This is a genomic window from Stenotrophomonas sp. 86156_Sma (genome assembly GCF_056481625.1).
Map to the genome: position 1 here is coordinate 735,014 of NZ_CM151157.1, position 24,583 is coordinate 759,596.

Consider the following 24,583-nt stretch of genomic DNA (forward strand, 5'->3'; position numbering starts at 1 on the left):
CTGGCGTTTCAGCCAGGGTAGGGGAGGGCGCGTGTTAATCTAATGTGTCACTTCCGGCCCATCCCCCATGATCCAGCAACGCACCCTCAAGAACACGATCCGCGCCACCGGCGTTGGCCTGCACAGCGGTGACAAGGTCTACATGACCCTGCGCCCGGCACCGGTCAACCATGGGATCGTGTTCCGTCGCGTGGATCTGGACCCGGTGGTGGAAGTGCCGGCCAAGGCCGAACTGGTCACCGAAGTGACCCTGTGCACCGGCCTGACCTGCAACGACGCCAAGATCCAGACCGTCGAACACCTGATGTCGGCGCTGGCCGGCCTGGGTGTGGACAACATCATCGTCGAACTGTCCTCGGCCGAGCTGCCGATCATGGACGGTTCGGCCGGCCCGTTCGTGTTCCTGCTGCAGTCGGCAGGCATCGTGGAACAGGACGCGCCCAAGCGCTTCATCCGCGTGCTGAAGACCGTGGAAGTGACCGAGGGCGACAAGGTGGCCCGCTTCAGCCCGTACGAGGGCTACAAGTTGGGCTTCACCATCCAGTTCGATCACCCGATGATCCCGGCCAAGCAGTCGCGCCAGGAAATCGAGTTCTCGACGCTGGCCTACACCAAGGAAATCTCCCGCGCGCGCACCTTCGGTTTCATGCGCGACCTGGAATACATGCGCGAGCGCAACCTGGGCCTGGGCGGTTCGATGGACAACGCCATCGTGCTGGACGAGTTCCGCGTGCTCAACGAAGACGGCCTGCGCTACGCCGACGAGTTCGTGCGCCACAAGATCCTCGACGCGATCGGCGACCTCTATCTGGCCGGTGGCCAGGTGCTGGGTGCCTACGAAGGCTTCAAGTCCGGTCACGCCCTCAACAACAAGCTGGTGCGGGCGCTGATGGCCGACGCCACCGCCTGGGAATGGGTCAGCTTCGACTCGCCGGCCACCCCGGACCCGGTGGAATATGCCACTCCGGCCTACGCCTGATTCCTGTAGATCGTTGGATTGAAAGACAAAAGCGCCGCCTTCCAGGGCGGCGTTGTCGTTTCAGGCGTGTCCGGCGCATTCAGCATGCTTGACGCGCGTCAAGGCCGGTTCAAGGTCACGGTTTTGTGAACCTGTTGGATCGGAAGCCTGAATTTAACGTAGTTTTAACAACAATCTAACGACAGGCCCCCGGATGGCAGCTAGGATGCGACCCGGTCCCCGAAATGTTTCACGCCGTGGTGACACGCGCGACGGGGAGCGGAGCCGGATGCTCCGTTGTCGTCAGGACCGCTTCTTCGGCTTCGACGGAACGTCCTGCAGGCAAGCCAAGGCGTCGCGTAGCCCTTTGTGCGTGGCGGCTGAAACTGCGTGGGGTCCATTCCGGTTGTCGAGCGCTGGGGAGCGCGTGGGAGTGGGAGACGCAGTCTTGATGGTCACCCTGGTGGCCTTCAGCCCGATGGAACGGGCCGCGTCGAGCAACTGGGCTTCGGCAAGCCGCAACTTGGCATGCCAGACCGGGGACTCGACGAGAAAAACGAGGTGTTCCCCGTCCACATTGGCCAGCCGGCAACGGCTGCGCAGAGGTGGCGGCAACTGGGGGCGCAACTGACGGTCCAGCGCGTCGAGCCACAAGGCACGCCGCAGCGGGTTCCCGCTTTTGTCCGCCATCACCGCATCCAGCGCCGGCTTCGGCACTGACGCGGGGCGAACGCTGGATTTCGGCTCAGACATGAAAACTCACTGATGGCATTCAAAAAGATCGTAATCAAAACGCGTGAAGGACAGGCCAAAGCGTCGCCGATCGCGCGTTTGCGGTTCTATTTCGAGGACCGCCCCCGCGCCCTGCTGGGCAGCGTGCTCGGGGTAGGCTGCATTATCGGCCTTGCCGGCGGCATTGGCGCCAGCGCGCTGAATGATTCCCGCCTGCAGGCCAAGGTCGAGCGCCAGGATGCAGAGCTGGCCAAGGTCAAGCGCGATGCGCAGACCCAGGTCAACGCGCTGGCGGCCCGCCTCGGCGAGCTGCAGGCCCAGGCCACCCGCCTCAACGCCCTCGGCGAACGGCTGACCCAGATGGGCAAGCTGGAAGACGGCGAGTTCGACTTCAACGAGACCCCCGGTCTCGGTGACGGCGACGCCGGCGGCCCGACCAGCGACATCCCGGTCAAGGACGTCAACGCCGACTTACAGGTGCTGGAGCAGCGCTTCGCTGCTTCAGGCCGCCAGTTGTCGGTGATGGAATCGCTGATGTTCGACCACCAGCTGCAGCAGAACGCCGTGCCGTCGCGCATGCCGATCCGCAACAGCTACGTGACCTCCGGTTTCGGCACCCGCGCCGACCCGTTCGGCCGCGGTGCCGCCACCCACAAGGGCATGGACTTCCACGCCAGGGTCGGTGACCCGGTGATGGCCGTGGCCGAAGGCGTGGTCAGCTTCTCCGGCGTGAAGGGCGGCTACGGCAACGTGGTCGACGTCGACCACGGTAACGGCTACGTCACCCGCTACGCGCACAATTCGCGCCTGGTGGTGAAGGTCGGCGACCTGGTCCGTGCCGGGCAGGAAGTGGCCAAGGCCGGTTCCACCGGTCGTTCGACCGGCGCCCATGTGCACTTCGAGGTGTGGGAGAACGGCAACGTGGTCAACCCGCGCAAGTTCCTCGGCGACGGCGGCAACACGCCGGTCGGCCGCGTCAGCCGCGGCTGAAGCCCCATTGGGGTGCCGGCTGCCGTCGGCACTACCGCCCCCGGAGTACGGGGGCAGCGCCGTAGGCGCGGGGGTGTGGAGGCGAGGTAAGTGGGGCCCACGGTTCGCGCAGCGAAGCGTGGGAGCGCCAGCGCGCATGCGCTGACGCGTACCCGGCCAGCGGCCGGCACTACCCCTCGGGGTTGAAACCTCAGCCGGCCGTCCCAAGCTACAATGGGTGTTGCCATCGACAGGGCGCCAGGCGCCCTGTTTCGTTTGCGGCGGACGGATCCCAAGGGGGAGGCCGGGCGTCGTGTCCATCCAACCCGGTTCCTTCAATGATCAACAGCCTGCTTACCCGCGTATTTGGCAGTCGTAACGAACGACAGCTGCGCCAGCTCAACCGCATCGTCGCCAAGATCAATGCGCTGGAGCCGGAGATCGAGAAGCTTTCCGACGAGCAGCTTCAGGCCAAGACGCCGGAGTTCAAGCAGCGCATCGCCGACGGTGAAGCCCTGGACAAGGTGCTGCCGGAAGCGTTCGCGGTCTGCCGCGAAGCCGGTCGCCGCGTGCTGGGCATGCGCCACTACGACGTGCAGCTGATCGGCGGCATGGTGCTTCACCTGGGCAAGATCGCAGAAATGCGCACCGGTGAAGGCAAGACCCTGGTGGCGACCCTGCCGGTGTACCTCAACGCGCTGGAAGGCAAGGGCGTGCACGTGGTCACCGTGAACGACTACCTGGCGCGCCGCGACGCCGCGCAGATGGGCAAGCTGTACAACTGGCTGGGCCTGAGCGTGGGCGTGGTGTACCCGGGTATGCCGCACAGCGACAAGCGCGAAGCCTATGCCTCGGACATCACCTACGGCACCAACAACGAATTCGGCTTCGACTACCTGCGCGACAACATGGCGCTGTCCAAGGCCGACCGCTACCAGCGCGGCCTGCACTACGCCATCGTCGACGAAGTCGACTCCATCCTGATCGACGAAGCGCGTACCCCGCTGATCATCTCCGGCCCGGCCGACGATTCCCCGGAGCTGTACATCCGCGTCAACCGCGTCGTGCCGAACCTGGTCAAGCAGGAAGCGGAAGACGGCGAAGGCGACTTCTGGGTCGATGAGAAGGGCAAGCAGGTGCACCTGTCCGAAGCGGGCATGGAGCACGCCGAGCAGCTGCTGGTCGAGGCCGGCATCCTCGACGGCGAGACCGAAGGCCTGTACGCGCCGCAGAACCTGACCGTGGTCCACCACCTCAACGCCGCGCTGCGCGCGCACGCGATCTACCAGCGTGACGTGGATTACATCGTGCGCGATGGCGAAGTGGTCATCGTCGATGAGTTCACTGGCCGCACCCTGTCCGGTCGCCGCTGGTCCGATGGCCTGCACCAGGCGGTGGAAGCGAAGGAAGGCGTGCCGGTCCAGCGCGAGAACCAGACGCTGGCGAGCATCACCTTCCAGAACCTGTTCCGCATGTACAAGAAGCTGTCCGGCATGACCGGTACGGCCGATACCGAAGCCTTCGAGTTCCAGAGCATCTACGGCCTGGAAGTGGTGGTGATCCCGACCAACCGCCCGACCATCCGCAAGGACAGCCCGGACCAGGTGTTCCTGAACCGCAAGGGCAAGTTCAATGCGGTGCTGGCCGACATCGAAGAGTGCGCCAAGCGCGGCCAGCCGGTGCTGGTGGGTACCACCTCGATCGAAACCTCGGAAATGCTGTCCGAGCACCTGCGCAAGGCCGGCGTGAAGCACGAAGTGCTCAACGCCAAGCAGCATGACCGCGAAGCGACCATCGTCGCCAATGCCGGTCGTCCGGCCGCGGTCACCATCGCCACCAACATGGCCGGTCGTGGTACCGACATCGTGCTGGGCGGTTCGCTGGAAGCGGAAATCCACGAGCTGGGCGAAGGCGCGACCGACGAACAGAAGGCCGCGGTCAAGGCCGATTGGCAGAAGCGCCACGAGGCCGTCAAGGCTGCCGGCGGCCTGCACATCGTCGGTACCGAGCGCCATGAATCGCGCCGTATCGACAACCAGCTGCGCGGCCGTTCGGGCCGCCAGGGTGACCCGGGTTCGTCCCGCTTCTACCTGTCGCTGGAAGACAACCTGATGCGCATCTTCGCCTCCGACTGGGTGCAGAAGGCCATGCGCATGATGGGCATGAAGGAAGACGACGTCATCGAGGACCGCCTGGTCAGCCGCCAGATCGAGAAGGCGCAGCGCAAGGTCGAGGCCCACAACTTCGACATCCGCAAGAACCTGCTGGACTTCGACGACGTCAACAACGACCAGCGCAAGGTGATCTACGCACAGCGCGATGAACTGCTGGACGCCGAGTCGGTGAAGGACAACGTCGACGGCATCCGCGACGACGTGATCTTCGACGTGGTGGCCCGCTTCGTGCCGCCGAACTCGATCGACGAGCAGTGGGACCTGCGTGGCCTGGAAGCGACCCTGGAGTCGGACTTCGGCCTGCAGATGTCGCTGACCGACCTGGTCAAGTCGCACGAAGAGCTGGACGCCGAAGCCATCGCCGCCAAGGTGCAGGAGCGCGTCAACCAGCACTTTGCCGAGAAGGAAGCCGGTGTCGGTGAGGAAACCATGCGCGCGCTGGAGAAGCACGTGATGCTGACCGTGCTGGACCAGAGCTGGAAGGAGCACCTGGCGCGCATGGACTACCTGCGCCAGGGCATCTACCTGCGTGGTTACGCGCAGAAGCAGCCGAAGCAGGAGTACAAGAAGGAAGCCTTCGAGCTGTTCTCGGACATGCTGGAGAACGTCAAGCGCGAAGTGGTGACCCTGCTGTCGCGCGTGCGCATCCGCAGCGACGAGGAAGTGCAGGCGCTGGAAGCAGCCGAACGCCAGCAGGCCGAAGCGCGCCTGAGCCAGTCGCAGTTCCAGCACCAGGACGTGGGCGGCTACAGCGCCGACGAGGAAGCCGCGCAGGTGCAGGCTGCCCAGCAGGGCATTGCACAGGCGCAGCGCGATGAGCCGAAGATCGGCCGCAACGATCCATGCCCGTGCGGCAGTGGCAAGAAGTACAAGCACTGCCACGGCCAGCTGAGCTGACCCCGAAGAGCCCCGCGAAAGCGGGGCTCTTTTTTCATGGCGGCTGTTTCGTGGGGCTGATCCGGCCCGATCCGAGATTGCGCGGGCCGCCCTGTTCTGGGCATGCTTCCCCCATGGCTCCCCCCACCCGATCGATCCACGTCGTGGCCGCCGTCATCACCGACGCCCGTGGCCGCGTGCTGCTCAACCGTCGTACCGAGAACCGCGACATGGCCGGCCTGTGGGAGTTCCCCGGCGGCAAGCGCGAATCCGGCGAGACCTCCGAACAGGCGTTGGTTCGCGAGCTGCGCGAGGAACTGGGCATCGAAGCCGATGTCGGCGAATGGCTGATGGATGTGCCGCAGCGCTACCCGGACAAGCACCTGACCCTGGAAGTGCGCCACGTGCGCAGCTGGAAGGGGACGCCACGTGGCCGCGAGGGCCAGGCCATTACCTGGGTGGCGCCGGACAAACTGGGTCGCTATTCGATGCCACCGGCCGATCTGCCGGTGGTGGCCGCGCTGCGCCAACCCGACAGCTACCTGATCACCCCGGCGCCGGCCGATGACGCCGACGGCGTGCAGCACTGGCATGAGCAGCTGCAGCGCGCGGTGGCGGCGGGCCAGCAGCGCATCCAGCTGCGGTTGCCGACGGCGCATCCGCAGCGCCAGGCGATGGTCGAACAGGCCGTGCGCGCGCATCGTCGCAGCGGGGTGCAGTGGTTGCTCAACCGCGATATCGAGCTGGCACGCGCATTGGGCGTGGGGGTGCACCTGGGCAGCGAGCAGCTGCTTGAGCTGTTGCAGCGTCCACTGCCCGAAGGCCAGCTGGTGGCCGCGTCCTGCCATGACCTGCAGCAGCTGCAGGCCGCACAGCGGTTGGGCTGCGACTTCGCCGTGCTGGGCCCGGTTCAGGCCACGGCCAGCCATCCGGACGCCGTGCCGCTGGGCTGGAACGCGTTCGCCGAGCTGCGCGCGCAGGTGTCACTGCCGATCTACGCGCTGGGTGGCATGGGCAGTGGCCATGTCTCCGAGGCGCGCCGCCATGGCGGGCAGGGCATCGCCGCCATCCGCGCGCTGTGGCCGGAGTAAGGCTGCTTCGCTCGCCGGGCATGGCTCGGCGCTACCGTGTGGGATGGAGGCATTAGATCCACGCCATGCGTGGATGGATGCTCGCGATCACAACGTGATCCAGAAACACCCGTACTGGCGCCGCAACCCCAGCACCGTCGACGCGCGCGACGCGCTGCCGGGCAACGTCTGCTCCAGGCGCAGGCCGATGGGATGCCGCGCCACAGAGGCCACAGGGTCGGATCCCAACGCGGCAGGGCTCTGATCCTCATCCTGCGATTGCGGCAGCGCCTGTGACGGATACACCGGCACCACGTCCACCAGGGGCCGCCGCGCCAACGATTCCAGCTGGCCGAGGATGCGCTGCGCGCCCGCATCGGAAACCGCGCCCCACAGATACAGTGAGGACAGCCGATTCACATCGTTGCTGACGATGCCGACGCGCAGCGCGTCCACCAGTTCACTCAGCCGCCGCGGGCAGCGTGCCCCCAGGGTGTCGCGCTGCAGGGTGTTGCCGGCGGGCGCAGGCGGTGGCAACCGCGACCGCGCGCCCAGGCTGTCGCAGGGCCGGTCGGTGTAGACGCTTTGGCCCTGGGCATCGGTGCAGCGGTTCAGGCGCGTGGACTGTGCGTGGGCGGCGCTCGACAGAACGCACAGCGGCAGCAGCAACAGCAGGAAGGAAAGCCGGATCATCCTCGCAGGGTAGCGCCGATCACGCTTGCGCGCCGTGCTTTCAGCCCTGCAGCAGCTTCAGTACCGAGGTGGTCGGCTTGGCCAGGTTCAAGGTGTAGAAGTGCAGGCCGGGTGCGCCGCCTTCGATCAGGCGCTGGCACAGCTTGGCCACCACTTCAGTGCCGAATGCACGCACCGACTCTGCATCATCGCCATAGGCCTGCATCTTGCGGCTGATCCAGCGCGGGATCTCCGCACCGCACTGTTCGGAGAAGCGGCGCAGCTGGCTGAAGTTGGCGATCGGCATGATGCCGGGCGTGATGGGTACCTGCACGCCCAGCCGCCGCACTTCGTCGACGAAATGGAAGTAGGCATCAGGGTTGAAGAAGTACTGGGTGATCGCCGCATCGGCACCGGCGTCGATCTTGGCCTTGAAATGCTTCAGGTCGGCCAGTGCGTCGGAAGCCTGCGGGTGCGTTTCGGGGTACGCGCCCACTTCGATATGGAACGCATCGCCGTGCTCGGCGCGGATGAAGTCGATCAGTTCGGCGGCATAGCGCATGTCTCCGGGGAAACCCATGCCCGACGGCAGATCGCCGCGCAGCGCGACCAGGCGGCGGCAGCCGATGGCGCGATACAGCTTGAGCAGCTCGCGGATTTCCTGACGGGTGCCGCCGACGCAGGACAGATGCGGTGCGGCATCGAAGCCATGGTGCTGGTTGAGGTGGCGCACGGTCTCGGAGGTATAGCTCAGCGTCGAGCCACCGGCGCCGAAGGTACACGACACGTACTCGGGACCGTAGTCCTTCAGCCTGGCCGCGGCGCGGTCCAGCTGGCTGCGCTGTTCGTCGGTCTTGGGCGGATAGAACTCGAAGCTGATGGCGGTCATGGCACGGGCGGCAGCGGCGGGTGCGGATTAGTATATCGCTTCATCAAGATGAATGTTGTCAATTTCTGCGGGCGTATATCGTCAGCCGCCTGCGACCGTTCGCCCCGGCGATCGGCCGCTGCTCCGAAATCGCCCCCCGGGTGCCATGGCCGGCGGCACGCTGAGCCCATCCCGGCACCACCCACCTGACGAAGGAGCAGACGATGAAGATCTTCCTGGCACTCTGGTATGCAATGAAGGCCCTGGCCCGGCTGGCGATGATCGGCATGGCGATGGCCGTGCTCGGCTCCGGCTCGGCGCACGCCGCCAGCGCCCCGGCGGCGGGCAAGGTGCAGGTCGAGGTGGTCGGCAAGGGCCGCCCGCTGCTGATGATTCCCGGCCTCAACAGCAGCGCCGAGGTGTGGCGCGAGACCTGCCGCGCGTTGAAGGACGTGCAGTGCCACCTGGTGCAGTTGCCCGGCTTTGCCGGTGCGCTCGCGGCCGATCCGCGCCCGGTCGAGTTCCTGCCGGCGATGCGCGGGCAGCTGCTGGCCTACCTGCATGACCAGCATCTGGGGCCGGTGGTGGTGGTTGGCCACAGCCTCGGTGGCCTGCTGGGCCTGCAGATGGCGCAGGCCGAGCCGAAGGCGGTCAGCGCGCTGGTGGTGGTTGACGCCCTGCCATTCCTGCCGGCCGCGCGTGACCCGAAGGCCACCGCTGACAGCGTGCGGCCGGTGGCCGACCAGCTGCGCAAGGGCATGCTGGCCGCCGACGCCGCGCAATGGCAGGCGCAGTTGAAGGCGGGCCTGCCGGGGATGACCCGCGATACTCAGCGCCAGGCCGAACTGGGCCGCTGGGGCGAAGACAGCGATCGCCAGACCACGGCCGATGCCATGCATGCGGTGATGACCACTGACCTGCGTGACAGCATTGCCTCGATCACCGCACCGACGCTGGTGCTGGGCAGCTGGGCCGGCTATCAGCCGATGGGTGGCACCGAGGACGGCACCCGGGCGGTGTTCCAGTCGCAGTACGCGAAACTGCAGGGCGTACAGATCGCGATGAGCGCGCAGGGTTTCCACTTCCTGATGTGGGATGATCCGCGCTGGTTGCAGGAACAGGTGCAGGCCTTCCTCGACCGCCACCACTGAGTTTCAACACGCCTCGGAATGGACATGCCGGATTCCTCCTCGACGGTACGCTTCTGGCTGCTCAATGCGCTGGTATGGGCGCTCTATGGCGTTGCCGGAATCGGCCTGCGCCAAGCCTATTTCAGCGATGCCGGAAGCGCAGGCGTGTTGATCACGCTGGGCCTGGCGTTGGCCCTGTTTGGATGCAGCGGTGCCATCCGCGCGCTGGCGCGGCGTGCAGACTGGTGGGCGCGCGGAACGGCCGGGCTGTTGCTGCGGCTGGCGCTGTCGGTGGCATTGGGCGCGGCAGTGGCGCAGCTGCTGGTGAACATCGCGCTGCACTCGGCGCTGGCCTGGAACTGGGTGAGCCTGGGGCGGCAGACGGCCGACTTCAGCCCCAAGGCGCTGCTGCTCTACTGGTACACCACTGCGGTGATGCTGGCCCTGTGGGCAGCGCTTTGGGCAAGCCTGCACAGCCTGCGCCGGATACGCGGGGCGGAACTGGCCCGCCTGCGCGCCGAGGCCGAACGCAGCGCCCTGGAGCGCGATGCGCTGCGTGCGCGGCTCAACCCGCACTTCATGTTCAATGCGCTGAACAACCTGCGTGCGCTGATCCTGGAAGACCCGGAACGGGCCCGCGACATGGTCACCCGCCTGTCGCGCACGCTGCGCCAGGCGCTGGCGCACAACCGCAGCGAGCAGGTCACGCTGGCCGAGGAACTGGCGGTGGTCGACGACTACCTGGCCATCGAGGCGGTCCATTTTGAACAGCGCCTGCAGGTGCGGCAGCAGATCGATGCCGATGCCATGCAGGCGCAGCTGCCTGCGATGGCGTTGCAGCTGCTGGTGGAAAACGCGATCAAGCACGGCATCGCCAGCCGCCCCGGCGGCGGCGAGGTGCAGATCCGTGCCACGCTGGACAATGACGTGCTGCGCCTGCAGGTGGATAATCCGCTGGGCAGCGCCAACGAGCCCACCCCTGGGCATGGCGTCGGCCTGGCCTACCTGCGTGCGCAGCTCGGTACGCAAGGTCGTTTCACCCTGCAGCCGGTCGGCGACCGCATGCAGGCCCTGCTGGAGATTCCGCAATGAGTGGCGTGCTGCGCGTATTGATCGTTGATGATGCGCGGCTGGCGCGGCAGGAGCTGCGCACGCTGTTGTCGGCGCTGCCGTGGGTGCAGTGCGTGGGCGAGGCCGACGATGTGCCGGCCGCGCGCGAGGCGATCGCCACACTGGCGCCGGACCTGGTGCTGCTGGATGTGCAGATGCCGTCCGGCAGTGGCTTCGATGTGCTGGACGGGCTGGAGGCGGTGCCGGCGGTGGTGTTCGTTACCGCCTATGACACCTACGCGGTGCGCGCGTTCCAGGCCAATGCGCTGGACTATCTGGTGAAGCCGGTCGAGGCACCGCGCTTGCTGGAAGCGTTGCAGCGGGCGCGCCAGCGCGAGGTGGTGGCGGGCGAAACGCCGGAGCCGCGCAGCACGCTGGGCGCGCAGGACCAGGTGTTCGTGCGCGAGGGCGAACGCTGCTGGTTCGTCGCGGTCTCGGAGATCCGCCGGCTGGTGGTGGATGGCAACTACACGCGGCTGTGGTTCCGCGACCAGAACGCGTTGCTGACCCGCAGCCTGAGTGCGCTGGAAGCACGCCTGCCGCCGGATCTGTTCTTCCGTGCCAACCGCAACACGCTGGTCAACCTGCGCCGTATCCGAGGCGTGACGCCCAGCATCGCTGATGGTTATGACCTGGCACTGGACGACGGCAGCGAGGTGGAGGTGTCGCGCCGGCAGGCGCGTGAACTGCGTGAACGGATGGCGTTGTAGCTGCCGCTACAGCTCGGCACTGACCGGGCTGGTGATGAAGCCCCACAGCAGGCGCGCCATCACCGCCGGTGAACGTGCCTGCGCGCGGGTGTAGGCGAGCAGTGCATCCAGCCGCGAGCGGTCGTAGAGGTGCCCGGCCAGCAGCACCGCGTGCACACGACGGGTGTTGGCGGTGTCCTGCAGCGGGTTGCCGTCGAGCAATACCAGGTCGGCGGCTTTGCCGACCTCGACACTGCCATGCGATGCCTGCAGCTCCAGATGACGCGCCGCGTGCAGCGTTGCCGCGCGCAGCACGTCGGCCTGGCTCAGGCCTGCCTGCCGCAGCCACTGCAGTTCCTCGTGATAGCGGAAGCCACCCAGCCCGGTATCGGTGCCGACCAGCACGCTGACGCCGGCACGGTGCGCGGCACCGGTGAGGGCCAGTCCATGCTCGAAGTACGCCTTCAACGCGTCTTCGCCGCGCAGGCCAGGATAGCGTTCGGTGGTGGCCGTCAGATCATCGCGCCATGCCCAGCGCGAAAGTGGATCGAGATAGGCCAGACGTGGATCGTTGATGAAGGCGGGGTCGCGCGCACGCGCATCCTCTTCGCGGGTGACATGGGTGGGTACGAACGCGGCGCCGCTGGCCTGCATCAAGCCGAACGCCTCATTGCACACGGAAGGCTGGTAGCCACCGACCATGCGTTCGGCCAGTGCGGTCGGATCTTCGCCATCCAGCGTACCGCCGCGCCAAGCGGCGGCGTTGTCGAAGCAATGACGCACGAACAGGTGCGCATGCTCGAAACTGCGCTGGCCTGCCTGAAGCGCGTCCTCCAGCGGAACCGCCCTGGGCAGGTGGCCGACCAGCGGGCGATGCAGGTGCCGCGCTTCGCTGGCCAGCCGCTGGTAGGTATCCGCACGCAACCGGTTGTAGACCTTCAACGCGTCGACACCGCGCGCGCTGTACGTGCGCGCACGCTGTGCCGCGGTGTCCGGCGCCGACGCTGGATCTTCGAAATAGAAGCTGGCGATCTGCACGAAGCGCGGTGCGACCTGCTGGCCGGCAACGGCCTGTGCGGTCCAGCGGCGCTTGTCGGCCACGCAGGCGATCAGCGGATCGGTAGCCTGCGGGCAGTCCATCATGTCGCGGGTGCCGGTGATGCCATTGGCCAGCATCAGCGGGAACTGCAGCTGCGGCGACAGCTGCAGGGCGTGGGTGTGCATGTCCCAGAAGCCGGGCAGCAGCCAGCGGCCGCCGGCGTCGAAGACCGGCAACGCTGCAACGGCAATGCCTTCGCCGACGGCGGTGATCGTGCCGTTGCGGATGGTGACCGTGGTGGGTTCACTGACCTGGCCGCGCGCGACGTCCACCACCCGCGCGTTGACGATCATGCGGCTGTTGCCCGGCTCGGGCAACGGCGGTGCCGACAGCGGCCAGAGCAGAGCGGCGGCGAACAGCAATGGCGGCGCCAGCAGCAGGATGGTCAGGACGATCTGCCATCGCCGACGGTGGGCGGAACGGGGCAACGCGCGTGCTACATCCATGAGCCGGCGATCCTTGCATTGGGTCGCCCGCAGGGTGCTGCAAGCCGGACGCGGGCGCCAGTGACCATCGGCATCCGACCCTGCCTGCCTCCGGGGCGGTTACCCTGTGCGGTGGAACTCCTGACCACGCCACGCCATGTCCATCGTCCTCACCGATTTCGCCCGTCCCCGCCTGTTCCCGCGCGTGCCGCGTGGCAACACCATCCAGGACTGTACTGCCGAGCAGTTCGAGGCACACCTCAATGCGCACGCGCCGCTGAAGGTGCTCGACGGCTACGCCCCGTTCTGCAAGCTGTTCGTCTACGAGAACTGGACCAGCACGCGTTGCCTGACGGTGCCGGTCACCGACGCCAACCGCCACCAGCTGCGCAGCGGATACGAAGCGCGCAACCGCGAGGAACTGCCGGTACTGGTGCGCTGGTTCGAGGGCGTGGAGTCGCCGCGCGCGAACTATCTGGTGGTGATCCTGTACAGCGCCGGGCAGCTGGCGAAGGAGGGTTCGCCGATCGAGGCCGACTGGGGCATCGTCGGCTGTATCTACACCGCCGAACCCGAAGAGGTACCGATGGCGCCGATCACCATGATGCGCAATGCGCTGGGCGTGGAGGAGGGCGGTTCCGGCGTGCCGCTGGACCGCGAGGCCTACCAGCGCGCCGTGCAGTTCTGGGAGAACAACGCCAACTGGCGGCCGTGAGCCCACGCTGCGGCCGGCCAGTCGGCCTGTGAACAGGGAAGATTGCAGCGGGGCGCTACCATGGCGGTGGATCAACGCAGGGAGCACAGGGATGGATGTTCGCAGTTGGATGCCGTTCGCATGGGTCGCCGCAGGCCTGCTGGCCGCGTGTGAGGGCTCTGCAGCAAAATACGATGCAGGCGCTGCCTGTGGTGCTTTGTCCGACGTGACGCCGATCCGCGATGCCGGCGTGGGTTCACTGCAGGCGCAGGCAACGTCGGGGCGCTGCACGTTCCATGTGGAAGCGGATGACGCTGCAGCGCTTTCGCGTCAGCAGTCGTTGCTGCAGAGCGTGTCGGCGATCGCCTGTGGTGCGCCAGCCACCACCCGGCCTTCGCAAGGGGCTGCAGGCTTCGACCTGCAGATGCCTGCACGTTGCCCACTCTCTTCCAGCACGCCGTTGATTGCCCGGGAAGGAGGCTGGCACCAGCGGCGACTTTCGTCGGTCCCGACGTATCCTGCGGCCGCCATGCGCGAGGCCCAGCAGGGAGGTGTCGAGCTGATGCTGCTGCTGGATGCGCAGGGCAAGACCCAGGCGATCATCCTGTCCCGATCCAGCGGCTACCCGCTGCTCGATGCGGCGGCGCTCAAGCACGCGCGTGACTGGCGCTACGAGCGTGAAGCGGCAGGCAAGGCACCAAGCATGAGCCTGATACGCGGCACGGTCACGTTCAAGCTCAACTAAGGCGTCTGCAGGGCGGGCTCGGGCTTCCACTCCCACCAGGTGTAGTGGTATTCGCGCTCGGTCGCGCTCCATTGCTGCGCGCAGCAGGTGCACGTCAGCCGGTAGCATTCGCCCCAGCCGTCCTCCGCTTCGCCCCGTGCACGCAGCTGCACGTGACCTTGTTCCAGCAGCGGCTCGGGGCTGAAGAACACATAGGATGGGTAGAGCGCGCACAGGCAGCCTTCGCGTGCCTGCCAGTAGCGCAGCCGTTGCAGGGCCGCCTTGAGGTGCGCCTGGTTGCTGATCAGCATGCCGCCAAGGGCGATGCCTTGGCAGCTGCGTTCGATCGTATCCACATGCGCGACCAGCGCGTCCAACGATGAGGCGCTGAACAGCCGAGCGACCGTACGCGCGGCATCGGTAATGCGCGTTGCATCGCGCGACAACAGGTCCTGCAGCAGCACATCGGCCTGTGCATCGTCGAGCCGGGGTATCGGTGCTGCAGACCAGGGCCAGCGCATCAGCGTGACTTGCCGATGGCAGCGTAGTGGCCGGCAGTCAGCCGCAGCAGGTCGGCTGGTGCCAGTTCCACTTCCAGGCCGCGGCGACCGGCGCTGACATGCAGCGCGGGCAATGCCTGCGCGCTGGCGTCCAGGAAGGTGCGCAGGCGCTTCTTCTGCCCGAGTGGGCTGATGCCACCGACCAGGTAACCGGTCGCGCGCTGTGCGGCATCGGCCGCGGCCATTTCGCACTTCTTGCAGCCGGCCGCTTCGGCAAGGGCCTTCAGGTCCAGCTGGCCGGCCACCGGCACGATCGCTACCAGCAGTTCGTGGGTCTCGGTGCTGGCCAGCAGGGTCTTGAACACCTGGGCCGGGTCGAGGCCGAGCTTGTCGACGGCTTCGCCGCCATAGGATTCGGCGTGAGCATCGTGCACGTAGCTGCGCACGGTGTGGGCGATCTTCTCGCGCTTGAGCAGGTTGATGGCCGGAGTCATGGGGGCATCCTAGCGCGGGGCAGGGGTGTTGCCTTGACCGAGGCTATTGTTCCCGCTCCGGTGGGGAACATCCACGCATGGCGTGGATCTACTGTGGGTTGGCTGGGGGATATCCACGCATGGCGCGGATCTACTGGGGCCGGACGATCAGTAGATCCACGCCATGCGTGGATACGTGGTGTACGGCCACACGCGAATGCAGAACGGGCGCCCGAAGGCGCCCGTTCCGTGTGTTGCATGCACCGGTAGTGCCGGCCGCTGGCCGGCACCGCGCAGGCATCAGTAGCGGTAGTGGTCCGGCTTGAACGGGCCTTCCACCGGCACGCCGATGTAGTCGGCCTGTTCCTGGCTCAGGGTGGTCAGCTTCACGCCGATCTTTTCCAGGTGCAGGCGGGCCACTTCTTCGTCCAGCTTCTTCGGCAGCAGGTAGACCTTCTTCTCGTAGCTGTCCTTGTTCGCCCACAGGTCGATCTGTGCCAGGGTCTGGTTGGCGAAGCTGTTGGACATCACGAAGCTCGGGTGGCCGGTGGCGCAGCCCAGGTTCACCAGGCGGCCTTCGGCCAGCAGGAAGATCGCGTTGCCGTTCGGGAAGATGTACTTGTCCACCTGCGGCTTGATGTTGACGTGCTTGATGCCGGCGAACGACACCAGTGCATCGACCTGGATCTCGTTGTCGAAGTGGCCGATGTTGCAGACGATGGCCTGGTCCTTCATCGCGCTCAGGTGCTCGATGCGGATGATGTCCTTGTTGCCGGTGGTGGTGACGTACAGGTCGGCGCGGCCCAGGGTCGATTCGATGGTGTTGACTTCATAGCCTTCCATCGCCGCCTGCAGGGCGCAGATCGGGTCGATCTCGGTGACGATCACGCGCGCGCCGTAGGCACGCAGCGAGGCCGCACAGCCCTTGCCGACGTCGCCGTAGCCGCAGACCACGGCCACCTTGCCGGCCAGCATCACGTCCATCGCGCGCTTCAGGCCATCGGCCAGCGACTCGCGGCAGCCGTACAGGTTGTCGAACTTGCTCTTGGTGACCGAGTCGTTGACGTTGATCGCCGGGATCAGCAGGGTGCCGGCCTGGGCGAGCTGGTACAGGCGGTGCACGCCGGTGGTGGTCTCTTCGGAGACGCCCTTCCAGTCCTTGACCACGCGGCCCCAGTAACCCGGGCGCTCCTTGGCGACGCGCTTGAGCAGGTTCTTGATGACCTGTTCTTCGTGCGAGGCAGAGGCGGTGTTGACCCAGTCGCTGCCGTTTTCCAGCTCGTAGCCCTTGTGGATCAGCAGGGTCACGTCACCGCCGTCGTCGACCACCAGTTCCGGGCCGGTCAGGGTGCCGTCGGCCAGGGTGAAGGTCAGCGCGTCCAGGGTGCAGTCCCAGTACTCTTCCAGGGTCTCGCCCTTCCAGGCGAACACCGGGGTGCCGGTGGCGGCGATGGCGGCAGCGGCGTGGTCCTGGGTCGAGAAGATGTTGCACGAGGCCCAGCGCACGTCGGCACCGATGTCCTTCAGGGTCTCGATCAGCACCGCGGTCTGGATGGTCATGTGCAGCGAGCCGGTCACGCGCACGCCCTTCAGCGGCAGCTCGGCCTGGTACTTGCGGCGGATCGACATCAGGCCCGGCATCTCGTGCTCGGCGATGTCCAGTTCCTTGCGGCCCCAGTCGGCCAGCGTGATGTCGCGGATCTTGTAATCACCTTCGGTGGAGAAGGTCTTGGCAACAGCGTTCATTCGTGTGCTCCGGTTGTGGGCGAGCGGGTGCTCGCATCTAGCCGGGCGCCGTTGTTACAAAGCCACCTTACCGAGCCTGGCCGGGCCTCATGGGATCCGGTCGCAGCGCCCCTCGGCAGGGGAGAACCCCCATTATATCGCGGCCCCGGCGTGACATCCGGATGACCCAACCATCGGCAGGTGGGATCGCGTGCACGGCCTGTTAAGGTCGGTGTTTTCACGCATCACACAGGTGGAACGATGAGCATGCACGCGCGCCGCACACGGCGCTGGACCGGTCTGGTCCTGTCGATGGGACTGCTGGCGGTGGCTCCGCTGGCCTGGGCCGCGTCCCCGCAGCCCGCCCAGGTACAGGCCCAGGGCGCCACCAGCTACGAACTGCCGTCGGCCGCGCTGCAGGCGGTGGTCGACGCGCCGCGCGCGCCTTCGCTGTACCTGTCGCCACGCCGCGATGTCGCCGCGATGATGCAGATGCCGTCGCTGCCGTCGATCCAGGTGGTGGCGCAGCCGGAACTGAAGCTGGCCGGCCTGCGCATCAACCCGCGCACCTTCTCCGACAGCCGCTTCAGCTTCGGCGAGAAGCTGTGGCTGATGAACGTGGCCGACGGCAAGGAACGGCAGATCAGCGGCCTGCCGGCCACGCTGTCGATCGCCAGCGTGATGTGGTCGCCGGACCAGAAGTGGCTGGCCTTCAACCAGGTCGACGCCGCCAGCGGCGCCAATGAACTGTGGCTGGTGGATGTGGCCGGCGGCAGCGCCCGTCGTCTGGTCGCCGGCCTGAACACGGTGATCGGCAGTGGCTACCAGTGGCTGCCGGACAGCCTCGGCCTGGTGGTGTTCACCCGTCCGGCCAACCTTGGTGCGGCCCCGGCCGCCGACGGCATTCCGACCGGCCCGGCCGTGCAGCAGACCAGCCAGGGCGGCGGCGTGGTGTCGATCCGTACCTACCAGGACCTGCTGAAGAACGAGGCCGACGCGCGCCAGTTCGATTACTACGCCACCACCCAGCCGATGGAAGTCAGCCTGGATGGCAACACCCGCGCGATCGGCGCAGCTGGCATCTTCATGGGCTTCGCGGTGTCGCCGGATGGCCGCTTCGTGCTGCGCCAGCCGGTGCAGCGGCCGTATTCCTACGTGGTGCCGGTGAGCAGTTTCCCGCGTCGCATTGAAGTGATCGACCGTGCCAGCGGCAAGCTGGTGCACACCGTGGCCGTGCGTCCGCTGGTGGAAGGTTTGCCGACCGGCAACGACGCTGAAGTGACCGGCGTGCGCGATATCAGCTGGCGTGGTGATGCCGATGCCACGCTGGTCTGGGCCGAAGCCCAGGACGGCGGCGACCCGAACAGGGAGGCCAAGGTGCGCGATGCGGTGCTGATGCAGGCTGCGCCGTTCGACAAGCCGCCGGTCACGTTGGCCCAGCTCGGCAGCCGTCTGGTGGGCATCAACTGGGGCCGTGGCGACCTGGCCCTGCTGACCGAGTCGTGGTGGAAGACGCGCAAGACCAGGACCTGGCTGATCGCCCCGGACAATGCCGGCGCCGAGCCGCGCCTGCTGTGGGATCGCGACGGGCAGGACCGCTATTCCGATCCGGGCCGGCCGCTGTTGTCCAGCGACGACCGCGGCCGCTCGCTGCTGCAGACCAGCGCCGATGGCAGCAGCCTGTATCTGGCCGGTGCCGGTGCATCGCCGGAAGGCGATCGTCCGTTCGTGGACCGCTTCGACGTCGCCACGGGCAAGGCCACCCGCCTGTTCCACTCGCAGGCGCCGAGCTATGCGCTGCCGGTGGCGCTGCTGGACAACCAGGCCAGCTCGCTGCTGCTGAGCCGCGAGAGCCCGGATGAGCCGGCCAACTTCTACGTGCAGTCGCTGGCCGACGCTGGTGCTGCGCCGCGTGCGCTGACCCACTTCGCGCATCCGCTGCCGCAGTTGAAGGGCGTGCAGAAGGAGCAGATCCGCTACAAGCGCAAGGATGGCGTCGACCTGACCGCGACCCTGCTGCTGCCGCCGGGCTACGACCCGAAGCGCGACGGCCCGCGGCCGCTGCTGATGTGGGCCTACCCGGGCGAGTTCAAGAGTGCGGCTGCGGCCAGCCAGGTGACCGATTCGCCGTACCGCTTCAATGCGGTCAGCTACTGGGGCCCGCAGGCGTTCCTGGCCAAGGGGTATGTGGTGCTGGCCAGCCCGTCGATGCCGATCATCGGCGAGGGCGACAAGGAGCCGAACGACACCTACATCGAACAGTTGGTGGCCAACGCGCAGGCAGCCGTGGATGAAGTGGTGCGCCGTGGCGTGACCGATCGCGATCACATCGCCATTGGTGGCCATTCCTACGGTGCGTTCATGACCGCCAACCTGCTGGCGCATACGCGCCTGTTCAAGGCGGGCATCGCGCGCAGCGGCGCCTACAACCGCACGCTTACGCCGTTCGGCTTCCAGGCCGAGGAGCGCAACTACTGGCAGGCGCAGGACGTCTACCAGAAGATGGCGCCGTTCAACTACGCCGACAGGATCAAGGATCCGATCCTCTTCATCCACGGTGTGGACGACAACAACTCCGGCACGTTCCCGATGCAGAGCGAGCGCATGTTCGCCGCGGTGAAGGGCCTGGGTGGCACCGCGCGTCTGGTGATGCTGCCGAACGAATCGCATGCCTACCGCGCACGCGAATCGATCATGACCATGCTGGCCGAAAGCGAGCGCTGGCTGGAACAGACCATCGGCCCGGCCGAGCAGGGCAAGGCGAAGAAGAAGCGCTGACGTGACCCGGTAGTGCCGGCCGCTGGCCGGCAACCTCATGGACTCACGCGACCTGAGGTTGCCGGCCAGCGGCCGGCACTACCAGATGAAACCATTTTTGCATCGCAGCACGATGCCCGTTCTGGTTTAGGCTTGGGGTCTGGATCCGTTGACCGAGGCCTGTGCGTCGCCGATGAACGAGTACCGCAGCAGCATCGAGTTTGCTTCCCCCGATCTTCCGCTTCGCGATGACGTGCGCCGGCTCGGCGCGCTGGTTGGCGACCTGCTGGTTGAACAGGTCTCCGCCGCCTTCCTCGACGATGTGGAAGACGTGCGCACCCGCGCCATCGCCCGCCGCGAGAATCAGGCGCCGTTGTCGGAGCTGGCCGATGGCCTGGCCGGGCGCACGCCGCAGCAGGCCGAAACCATGGTGCGGGCCTTCAGCACCTACTTCCAGGTGGTCAACATCGCCGAGCGCGTGCATCGCATCCGCCGTCGCCGTGACTACCAGCGCGCCGGTACCGCAGGGGCGCAGCCCGATGGCCTGCAGGATGCACTGCAGCACCTGAAGGCACAGGGGGTGGGCCTGGACGAGCTGGCGCAGTGGCTGCCACGCATCGACATCGAACCGGTGTTCACCGCACACCCGACCGAAGCGGTACGCCGCGCGCTGCTGGAAAAAGAGCAGTTGATGGTGGCCAGCCTGGTCGACAACCTCGACGGCCAGCGCACGCCGGGCGAGGCCGCCGCCGATGCCGCTCGCTTCCGCATGGCATTGACCGCTTCGTGGCAGACCACCGATTCCTCGCCGGTGCGGCCCACCGTCGATGACGAACGCGAGCACGTCGGCTTCTATCTGGTGCAGGTGCTGTACCGGGTGATTCCGGTGCTGTACGAATCGCTGCAGCAGGCGTTGCGCGATACCTATGACGAAGAACTGCCGCTGCCGCGCCTGCTGCGTTTCGGCACCTGGGTGGGCGGCGACATGGACGGCAACCCGAACGTGGATGCCCATACCATCCGCAATACGCTGGATGCGCAGCGGCAGGCGGTACTGGGCCGTTACCAGAAGGAACTGCTGCAGCTGGCCAGCCTGCTCAGCCAGTCCACCGAGCGGGTGGGCGTAAGCGATGCACTGCAGGCGCGCGTGGCGCAGTACCACCAGTTGCTGCCGCAGGTGCAGTCGCGCCCGCGCCATGCCGACATGCCCTACCGCCTGCTCAATGACCGCATGCGTGCACGCCTGCAGGCCACGCTGGATGACGGCGAAGGCGCCTACGCCGGCCCCGATGAACTGATCGACGACCTGCAGTTGATCCTCGACAGCCTGCGCGCCAACCGCGGCGAACATGCCGGTGGCTTCGCCGTGCAGCGCCTGCTGTGGCGGGTGAAGACGTTCGGTTTCCATCTGGCGCGGTTGGACGTGCGCCAGGAATCGAGCGTGCACGCGCGCGCGCTGGCCACCGTGCTGGGCGGCGACGCGGCGTGGGACGGTCTGGACGCATTGGGCCGCGCGCGTCTGCTGGCGCCGCATGCCAGTGGTGACGCGCCGTTGTCGAAGGGCGACGACGAAGGCAACCAGCGTCTGGATGCGGTATTTGCGGCGATGGCCGATGCGCGTGCGCGCCATGGTGGCGATGCGCTGGGCAGCTACATCATCTCGATGGCACACGACCGCAGTGACGTGCTGGCCGTGCTGGCGCTGGCACGCCGTGGCGGCCTGGTGGAAGAGGGCGGTTCGGTGCCGCTGGATATTGCGCCGCTGTTCGAGACGGTGGACGACCTCAAGCGTGGCACCGCGACCCTGCGCGACCTGCTGGCCGATCCGGTGTACCGCGCACACCTGCATGCACGCGATGACGTGCAGATGGTGATGCTGGGCTATTCGGACAGCAGCAAGGACGGCGGCATCGCTGCTTCGCGCTGGGGCCTGCAACGCGCGCAGGTGGAACTGCTGGAGGTGGCGGCCGAGGCCGGCATCCGCCTGACCTTCTTCCATGGCCGTGGTGGTTCGATCAGCCGTGGTGGTGGCAAGACCACGCACGCGGTGGATGCGTCGCCGCGCGGCAGCATCGATGGCCGCCTGCGGGTGACCGAGCAGGGCGAGGTGATCCATCGCAAATACGGCATCCGTGCGCTGGCGCTGCGCTCGCTGGAACAGGCTACGGGTGCGGTGTTGCGCGCCAGCCTCCGCCCGCGGGCTGCCGAACCCCGCGAGGATGAGTGGCGACCGGTGATGGATGTGGTCGCTGGCTCCAGCAGCGAGGTGTACCGCGCCTTCGTCGGCCAGTCTGGCTTCATGGACTACTTCCGCACGGCCACGCCGATCGACGTGATCGAGCGGATGACGCTGGGTTCGCGTCCGTCGCGCCGGCTCGGCCAGGACGCGGCGTTGGGCAACCTGCGCGCGATTCCGTGGGTGTTCGCCTGGAGCCAGGCGCGTGCCGTCATTCCCGGCTGGTACGGCGTGGGCAGCGGCCTGCAGGCGGCGGTCGATGCTGGTCACGAGCAGACCCTGCGCGAGATGGCACGTGACTGGCCGTTCTTCCGTACCTTCCTGGACGACATCGCGATGGTGCTGTCCAAGGGGGATATCACCATTGCCGAGCAGTTCTCGCTGTTGTCGGGCGACCTGCACGGGCGCTTCTTCCCGCAGGTACAGCGCGAACTGGAACTGACCCGGCACTGGTTGCTGGCGCTGATGGGCCAGCAGACGTTGCTCGACCACGATGCGCGGCTGTCGCTTTCGATCCGCCTGCGCAATCCGTACGTCGATCCGATCAGCGTGCTGCAGGTGGATCTGCTGCAGCGCTGGCGCGAGAGCGGGCGCGAGGATGAAGACCTGCTGCGCGCGCTGGTGGCCTGCGTGAACGGTGTTTCGCAGGGTGTGCAGAACACCGGGTGAAATGCATCCGCCGGGCGTGGCCCGGCGAATTCGAAATGGTAGTGCCGGCCGCTGGCCGGCAACCTCATGATGTCTGGCAGCACGCGCGAGGTTGCCGGCCAGCGGCCGGCACTACCGGGTTCACGCTCATTCTTCCGGCGACGGCGGGTTCGACGCCAGCAGTTCCAGATGGCGCTGCTCCATTTCCTGGCGCAGCTGGCGGCGGATCAGTGCGGCCGCCTGGCGGCGCTTCTCGTCCGACGTGACCGGCTGCAATGACGGCACCGGCGTTGGCCGGCCTTCCTCATCCACGGCCACCATGGTGAAGAAGCAGCTGTTGGCATGGCGCACGCTGCGCTTGAGGATGTCCTCGGCCACCACCTTGATGCCGATCTCCATCGACGAGGTGCCGGTGTAATTCACCGAGGCCAGGAAGGTGACCAGCTCGCCCACCGCGATGGGCTGGCGGAACATCACCTGGTCCACCGACAGGGTGACCACGTAGCTGCCGGCGTAACGGCTGGCGCAGGCGTAGGCGACCTGGTCGAGCAGGCGCAGGATGGCGCCACCGTGGACCTTGCCGGAGAAATTGGCCATCTCCGGCGACATCAGCACGGTCATGGACAGCTGGTGGGTTTTCAGTTCGGTCGACATGGGGCGATTGTATCGGCAACCGGTTGTGCCGGCCGCTGGCGGGCAACCACGCGATTGTTTCCGGAGGCCATGAAAAAGCCGGCCAGCGGCCGGCTCTACCAGAAGCAGAAGGGCCGCGTGAGCGGCCCTTCGTGTTTCTTACTTCAGCTTCGCATCGGCGCGCAGGGCGGCGGCGCGGTCGGTCTTCTCCCAGGAGAAGGCCGTGGCGTTGACGGTCTCGCCTTCGCCGTTGAGGTAGCTGAACTCCTTCGGCTTGCGGCCGAAGTGGCCATAGGCCGCAGTCTGCTGGTACATCGGGTGCACCAGGTCCAGCATCTTGATGATGCCGTACGGGCGCAGGTCGAAGTGCTTGCGGATCAGCTTCTCGATCTTGTCGTCGCTGATCTTGCCGGTGCCGAAGGTGGTGACCGAGATCGAGGTCGGCTCAGCCACGCCGATGGCGTAGGAGACCTGCACTTCGCAACGGTCGGCCAGGCCGGCGGCAACCACGTTCTTGGCCACGTAGCGGGCCGCGTAGGCCGCCGAACGATCGACCTTGGACGGGTCCTTGCCGGAGAACGCGCCACCACCGTGACGGGCCCAGCCGCCGTAGGTGTCGACGATGATCTTGCGGCCGGTCAGGCCGCAGTCGCCCACCGGGCCGCCGATCTCGAACTTGCCGGTCGGGTTGATGTGGAACTTGGTGCCCTTGTGCAGCCACTTGGCCGGCAGCACCGGCTTGATGATCTCTTCGCGGACAGCCTCGATGAGGTCCTTCTGCTTGATGCCCGGGGCGTGCTGGGTCGACAGGACCACGGCGTCGATGGCCGAGACCACGCCGTTTTCATAGCGCAGGGTGACCTGGCTCTTGGCGTCCGGGCGCAGCCACGACAGCGGCGAGTTCTTCTTCTTGCGGATCTTGGCCTGCTGCTCGACCAGGCGGTGCGACAGGTGGATCGCGGCCGGCATGTAGCTGTCGGTCTCGTTGGTGGCATAGCCGAACATCAGGCCCTGGTCGCCAGCGCCCATTTCTTCCGGCTTCTTGCGGTCCACGCCCTGGGCGATGTGCGGCGACTGCTTGCCGATCAGGTTCAGCACGCCGCAGGTGGCGCCGTCGAAGCCGACGTCGGAGCTGTCATAGCCGATGTCCGTGATGACCTTGCGGGTCAGCGCTTCCAGGTCGATCCAGGCGCTGGTGGTGATCTCACCGGCCACAATGGCAACACCGGTCTTGACCATGGTCTCGCAGGCCACGCGGGCGCGCTGGTCCTGGGTCAGGATCGCGTCCAGCACCGCATCGGAGATCTGGTCGGCAACCTTGTCCGGATGGCCTTCGGAGACCGACTCGGAGGTGAAGAGATAGCTGGACATCAGGCGTAATATCCCTTGATTCGGATGGAAAGATGGGCGCGAATGATACA

The 24,583-nt window shown here is 66.8% G+C and carries 20 protein-coding genes and 1 riboswitch; of the genes, 11 read left to right on the plus strand and 9 right to left on the minus strand.

Annotated elements, in window-relative coordinates:
- Positions 1-67 precede the first annotated feature (67 nt).
- Entirely contained in the window at positions 68-979 is a 912-nt protein-coding gene (lpxC, locus tag ACZK33_RS03265) for a UDP-3-O-acyl-N-acetylglucosamine deacetylase (RefSeq protein ID WP_005408085.1), read from the plus strand.
- 282 nt (positions 980-1,261) lie between these two features.
- Here lpxC and ACZK33_RS03270 read toward each other — a convergent pair whose 3' ends face one another.
- Entirely contained in the window at positions 1,262-1,711 is a 450-nt protein-coding gene (locus ACZK33_RS03270; protein ID WP_005408086.1) for a DciA family protein, read from the minus strand.
- 12 nt (positions 1,712-1,723) lie between these two features.
- On the opposite strand from ACZK33_RS03270, the gene ACZK33_RS03275 reads away from it, so the two are divergent.
- From ACZK33_RS03275 to ACZK33_RS03285, 3 genes are all read left to right on the plus strand, one after another.
- Positions 1,724-2,680: a M23 family metallopeptidase gene (locus ACZK33_RS03275; protein ID WP_107432410.1), complete on the plus strand. Its 957-nt coding sequence runs from the start codon at positions 1,724-1,726 to the stop codon at positions 2,678-2,680.
- Positions 2,681-2,997: 317 nt separating this feature from the next.
- The gene (gene secA, locus ACZK33_RS03280; protein WP_032129708.1) at positions 2,998-5,730 is read left to right on the plus strand and encodes a preprotein translocase subunit SecA; all 2,733 of its coding nucleotides are present in this window, start codon (positions 2,998-3,000) and stop codon (positions 5,728-5,730) included.
- A 113-nt stretch (positions 5,731-5,843) separates the two neighbouring features.
- Positions 5,844-6,800: a Nudix family hydrolase gene (locus ACZK33_RS03285; RefSeq protein ID WP_423175276.1), complete on the plus strand. Its 957-nt coding sequence runs from the start codon at positions 5,844-5,846 to the stop codon at positions 6,798-6,800.
- Between the two features lie 87 nt (positions 6,801-6,887).
- Here the strand turns inward: ACZK33_RS03285 and ACZK33_RS03290 are convergent, their stop codons facing one another.
- Positions 6,888-7,472, minus strand: a complete 585-nt coding sequence (locus tag ACZK33_RS03290) for a DUF4124 domain-containing protein (protein ID WP_132809205.1) — start codon at positions 7,470-7,472, stop codon at positions 6,888-6,890.
- A 40-nt stretch (positions 7,473-7,512) separates the two neighbouring features.
- Positions 7,513-8,340: a methylenetetrahydrofolate reductase [NAD(P)H] gene (gene metF, locus ACZK33_RS03295; protein WP_049399801.1), complete on the minus strand. Its 828-nt coding sequence runs from the start codon at positions 8,338-8,340 to the stop codon at positions 7,513-7,515.
- A gap of 203 nt (positions 8,341-8,543) precedes the next feature.
- Between metF and ACZK33_RS03300 the strand changes: the two genes are divergently transcribed.
- From ACZK33_RS03300 to ACZK33_RS03310, 3 genes are read left to right on the plus strand one after another with little or no spacing between them, the layout of a single operon-like run.
- The gene (locus ACZK33_RS03300) at positions 8,544-9,470 is read left to right on the plus strand and encodes an alpha/beta fold hydrolase (protein WP_423175275.1); all 927 of its coding nucleotides are present in this window, start codon (positions 8,544-8,546) and stop codon (positions 9,468-9,470) included.
- A 24-nt stretch (positions 9,471-9,494) separates the two neighbouring features.
- Positions 9,495-10,541, plus strand: coding sequence for a sensor histidine kinase (locus ACZK33_RS03305; RefSeq protein WP_423175274.1), 1,047 nt, complete (start codon positions 9,495-9,497; stop codon positions 10,539-10,541).
- On the plus strand, positions 10,538-11,269 hold the full coding sequence (locus ACZK33_RS03310) for a LytR/AlgR family response regulator transcription factor (RefSeq protein ID WP_049461615.1): 732 nt from the start codon (positions 10,538-10,540) through the stop codon (positions 11,267-11,269). Before ACZK33_RS03305 ends, ACZK33_RS03310 begins: the two co-directional genes overlap by 4 nt.
- A 6-nt stretch (positions 11,270-11,275) precedes the next feature.
- Here the strand turns inward: ACZK33_RS03310 and ACZK33_RS03315 are convergent, their stop codons facing one another.
- Entirely contained in the window at positions 11,276-12,793 is a 1,518-nt protein-coding gene (locus tag ACZK33_RS03315; RefSeq protein WP_423175273.1) for an amidohydrolase family protein, read from the minus strand.
- A 136-nt stretch (positions 12,794-12,929) separates the two neighbouring features.
- Here ACZK33_RS03315 and ACZK33_RS03320 point away from each other — a divergent pair, with 136 nt between their 5' ends.
- Both ACZK33_RS03320 and ACZK33_RS03325 read left to right on the plus strand, forming a co-directional pair.
- The gene (locus tag ACZK33_RS03320; RefSeq protein WP_423175272.1) at positions 12,930-13,487 is read left to right on the plus strand and encodes a DUF3228 family protein; all 558 of its coding nucleotides are present in this window, start codon (positions 12,930-12,932) and stop codon (positions 13,485-13,487) included.
- Between the two features lie 91 nt (positions 13,488-13,578).
- The gene (locus ACZK33_RS03325) at positions 13,579-14,211 is read left to right on the plus strand and encodes an energy transducer TonB (RefSeq protein ID WP_149908791.1); all 633 of its coding nucleotides are present in this window, start codon (positions 13,579-13,581) and stop codon (positions 14,209-14,211) included.
- Here ACZK33_RS03325 and ACZK33_RS03330 read toward each other — a convergent pair.
- The 3 genes from ACZK33_RS03330 to ahcY form a co-directional block, all read right to left on the minus strand.
- Positions 14,208-14,711, minus strand: coding sequence for a hypothetical protein (locus ACZK33_RS03330; RefSeq protein ID WP_049425051.1), 504 nt, complete (start codon positions 14,709-14,711; stop codon positions 14,208-14,210). The two genes, ACZK33_RS03325 and ACZK33_RS03330, sit on opposite strands and share 4 nt — an antisense overlap.
- Positions 14,711-15,184 carry a Cys-tRNA(Pro) deacylase gene (gene ybaK, locus ACZK33_RS03335; protein WP_049399794.1) on the minus strand — a complete coding sequence of 158 codons (474 nt, stop codon included), beginning with the start codon at positions 15,182-15,184 and terminating at the stop codon, positions 14,711-14,713. Before ybaK ends, ACZK33_RS03330 begins: the two co-directional genes overlap by 1 nt.
- A 279-nt stretch (positions 15,185-15,463) precedes the next feature.
- Positions 15,464-16,909, minus strand: coding sequence for an adenosylhomocysteinase (gene ahcY, locus ACZK33_RS03340; protein WP_014036003.1), 1,446 nt, complete (start codon positions 16,907-16,909; stop codon positions 15,464-15,466).
- A 36-nt stretch (positions 16,910-16,945) separates the two neighbouring features.
- Positions 16,946-17,029, minus strand: a riboswitch (S-adenosyl-L-homocysteine riboswitch).
- A 120-nt stretch (positions 17,030-17,149) separates the two neighbouring features.
- Here ahcY and ACZK33_RS03345 point away from each other — a divergent pair.
- Positions 17,150-19,666 carry a S9 family peptidase gene (locus ACZK33_RS03345; RefSeq protein WP_478454110.1) on the plus strand — a complete coding sequence of 839 codons (2,517 nt, stop codon included), beginning with the start codon at positions 17,150-17,152 and terminating at the stop codon, positions 19,664-19,666.
- Between the two features lie 172 nt (positions 19,667-19,838).
- Positions 19,839-22,550, plus strand: a complete 2,712-nt coding sequence (gene ppc, locus ACZK33_RS03350; RefSeq protein WP_423175516.1) for a phosphoenolpyruvate carboxylase — start codon at positions 19,839-19,841, stop codon at positions 22,548-22,550.
- A 126-nt stretch (positions 22,551-22,676) separates the two neighbouring features.
- On the opposite strand, the gene ACZK33_RS03355 is transcribed toward ppc, so the two are convergent.
- Together ACZK33_RS03355 and metK are read right to left on the minus strand one after the other, a co-directional pair.
- A complete protein-coding gene (locus tag ACZK33_RS03355; RefSeq protein ID WP_049399791.1) occupies positions 22,677-23,183 on the minus strand; it encodes an acyl-CoA thioesterase in 507 nt (168 codons plus the stop codon).
- Positions 23,184-23,321: 138 nt separating this feature from the next.
- The gene (gene metK, locus ACZK33_RS03360) at positions 23,322-24,533 is read right to left on the minus strand and encodes a methionine adenosyltransferase (protein ID WP_010481882.1); all 1,212 of its coding nucleotides are present in this window, start codon (positions 24,531-24,533) and stop codon (positions 23,322-23,324) included.
- Positions 24,534-24,583: the final 50 nt, after the last annotated feature.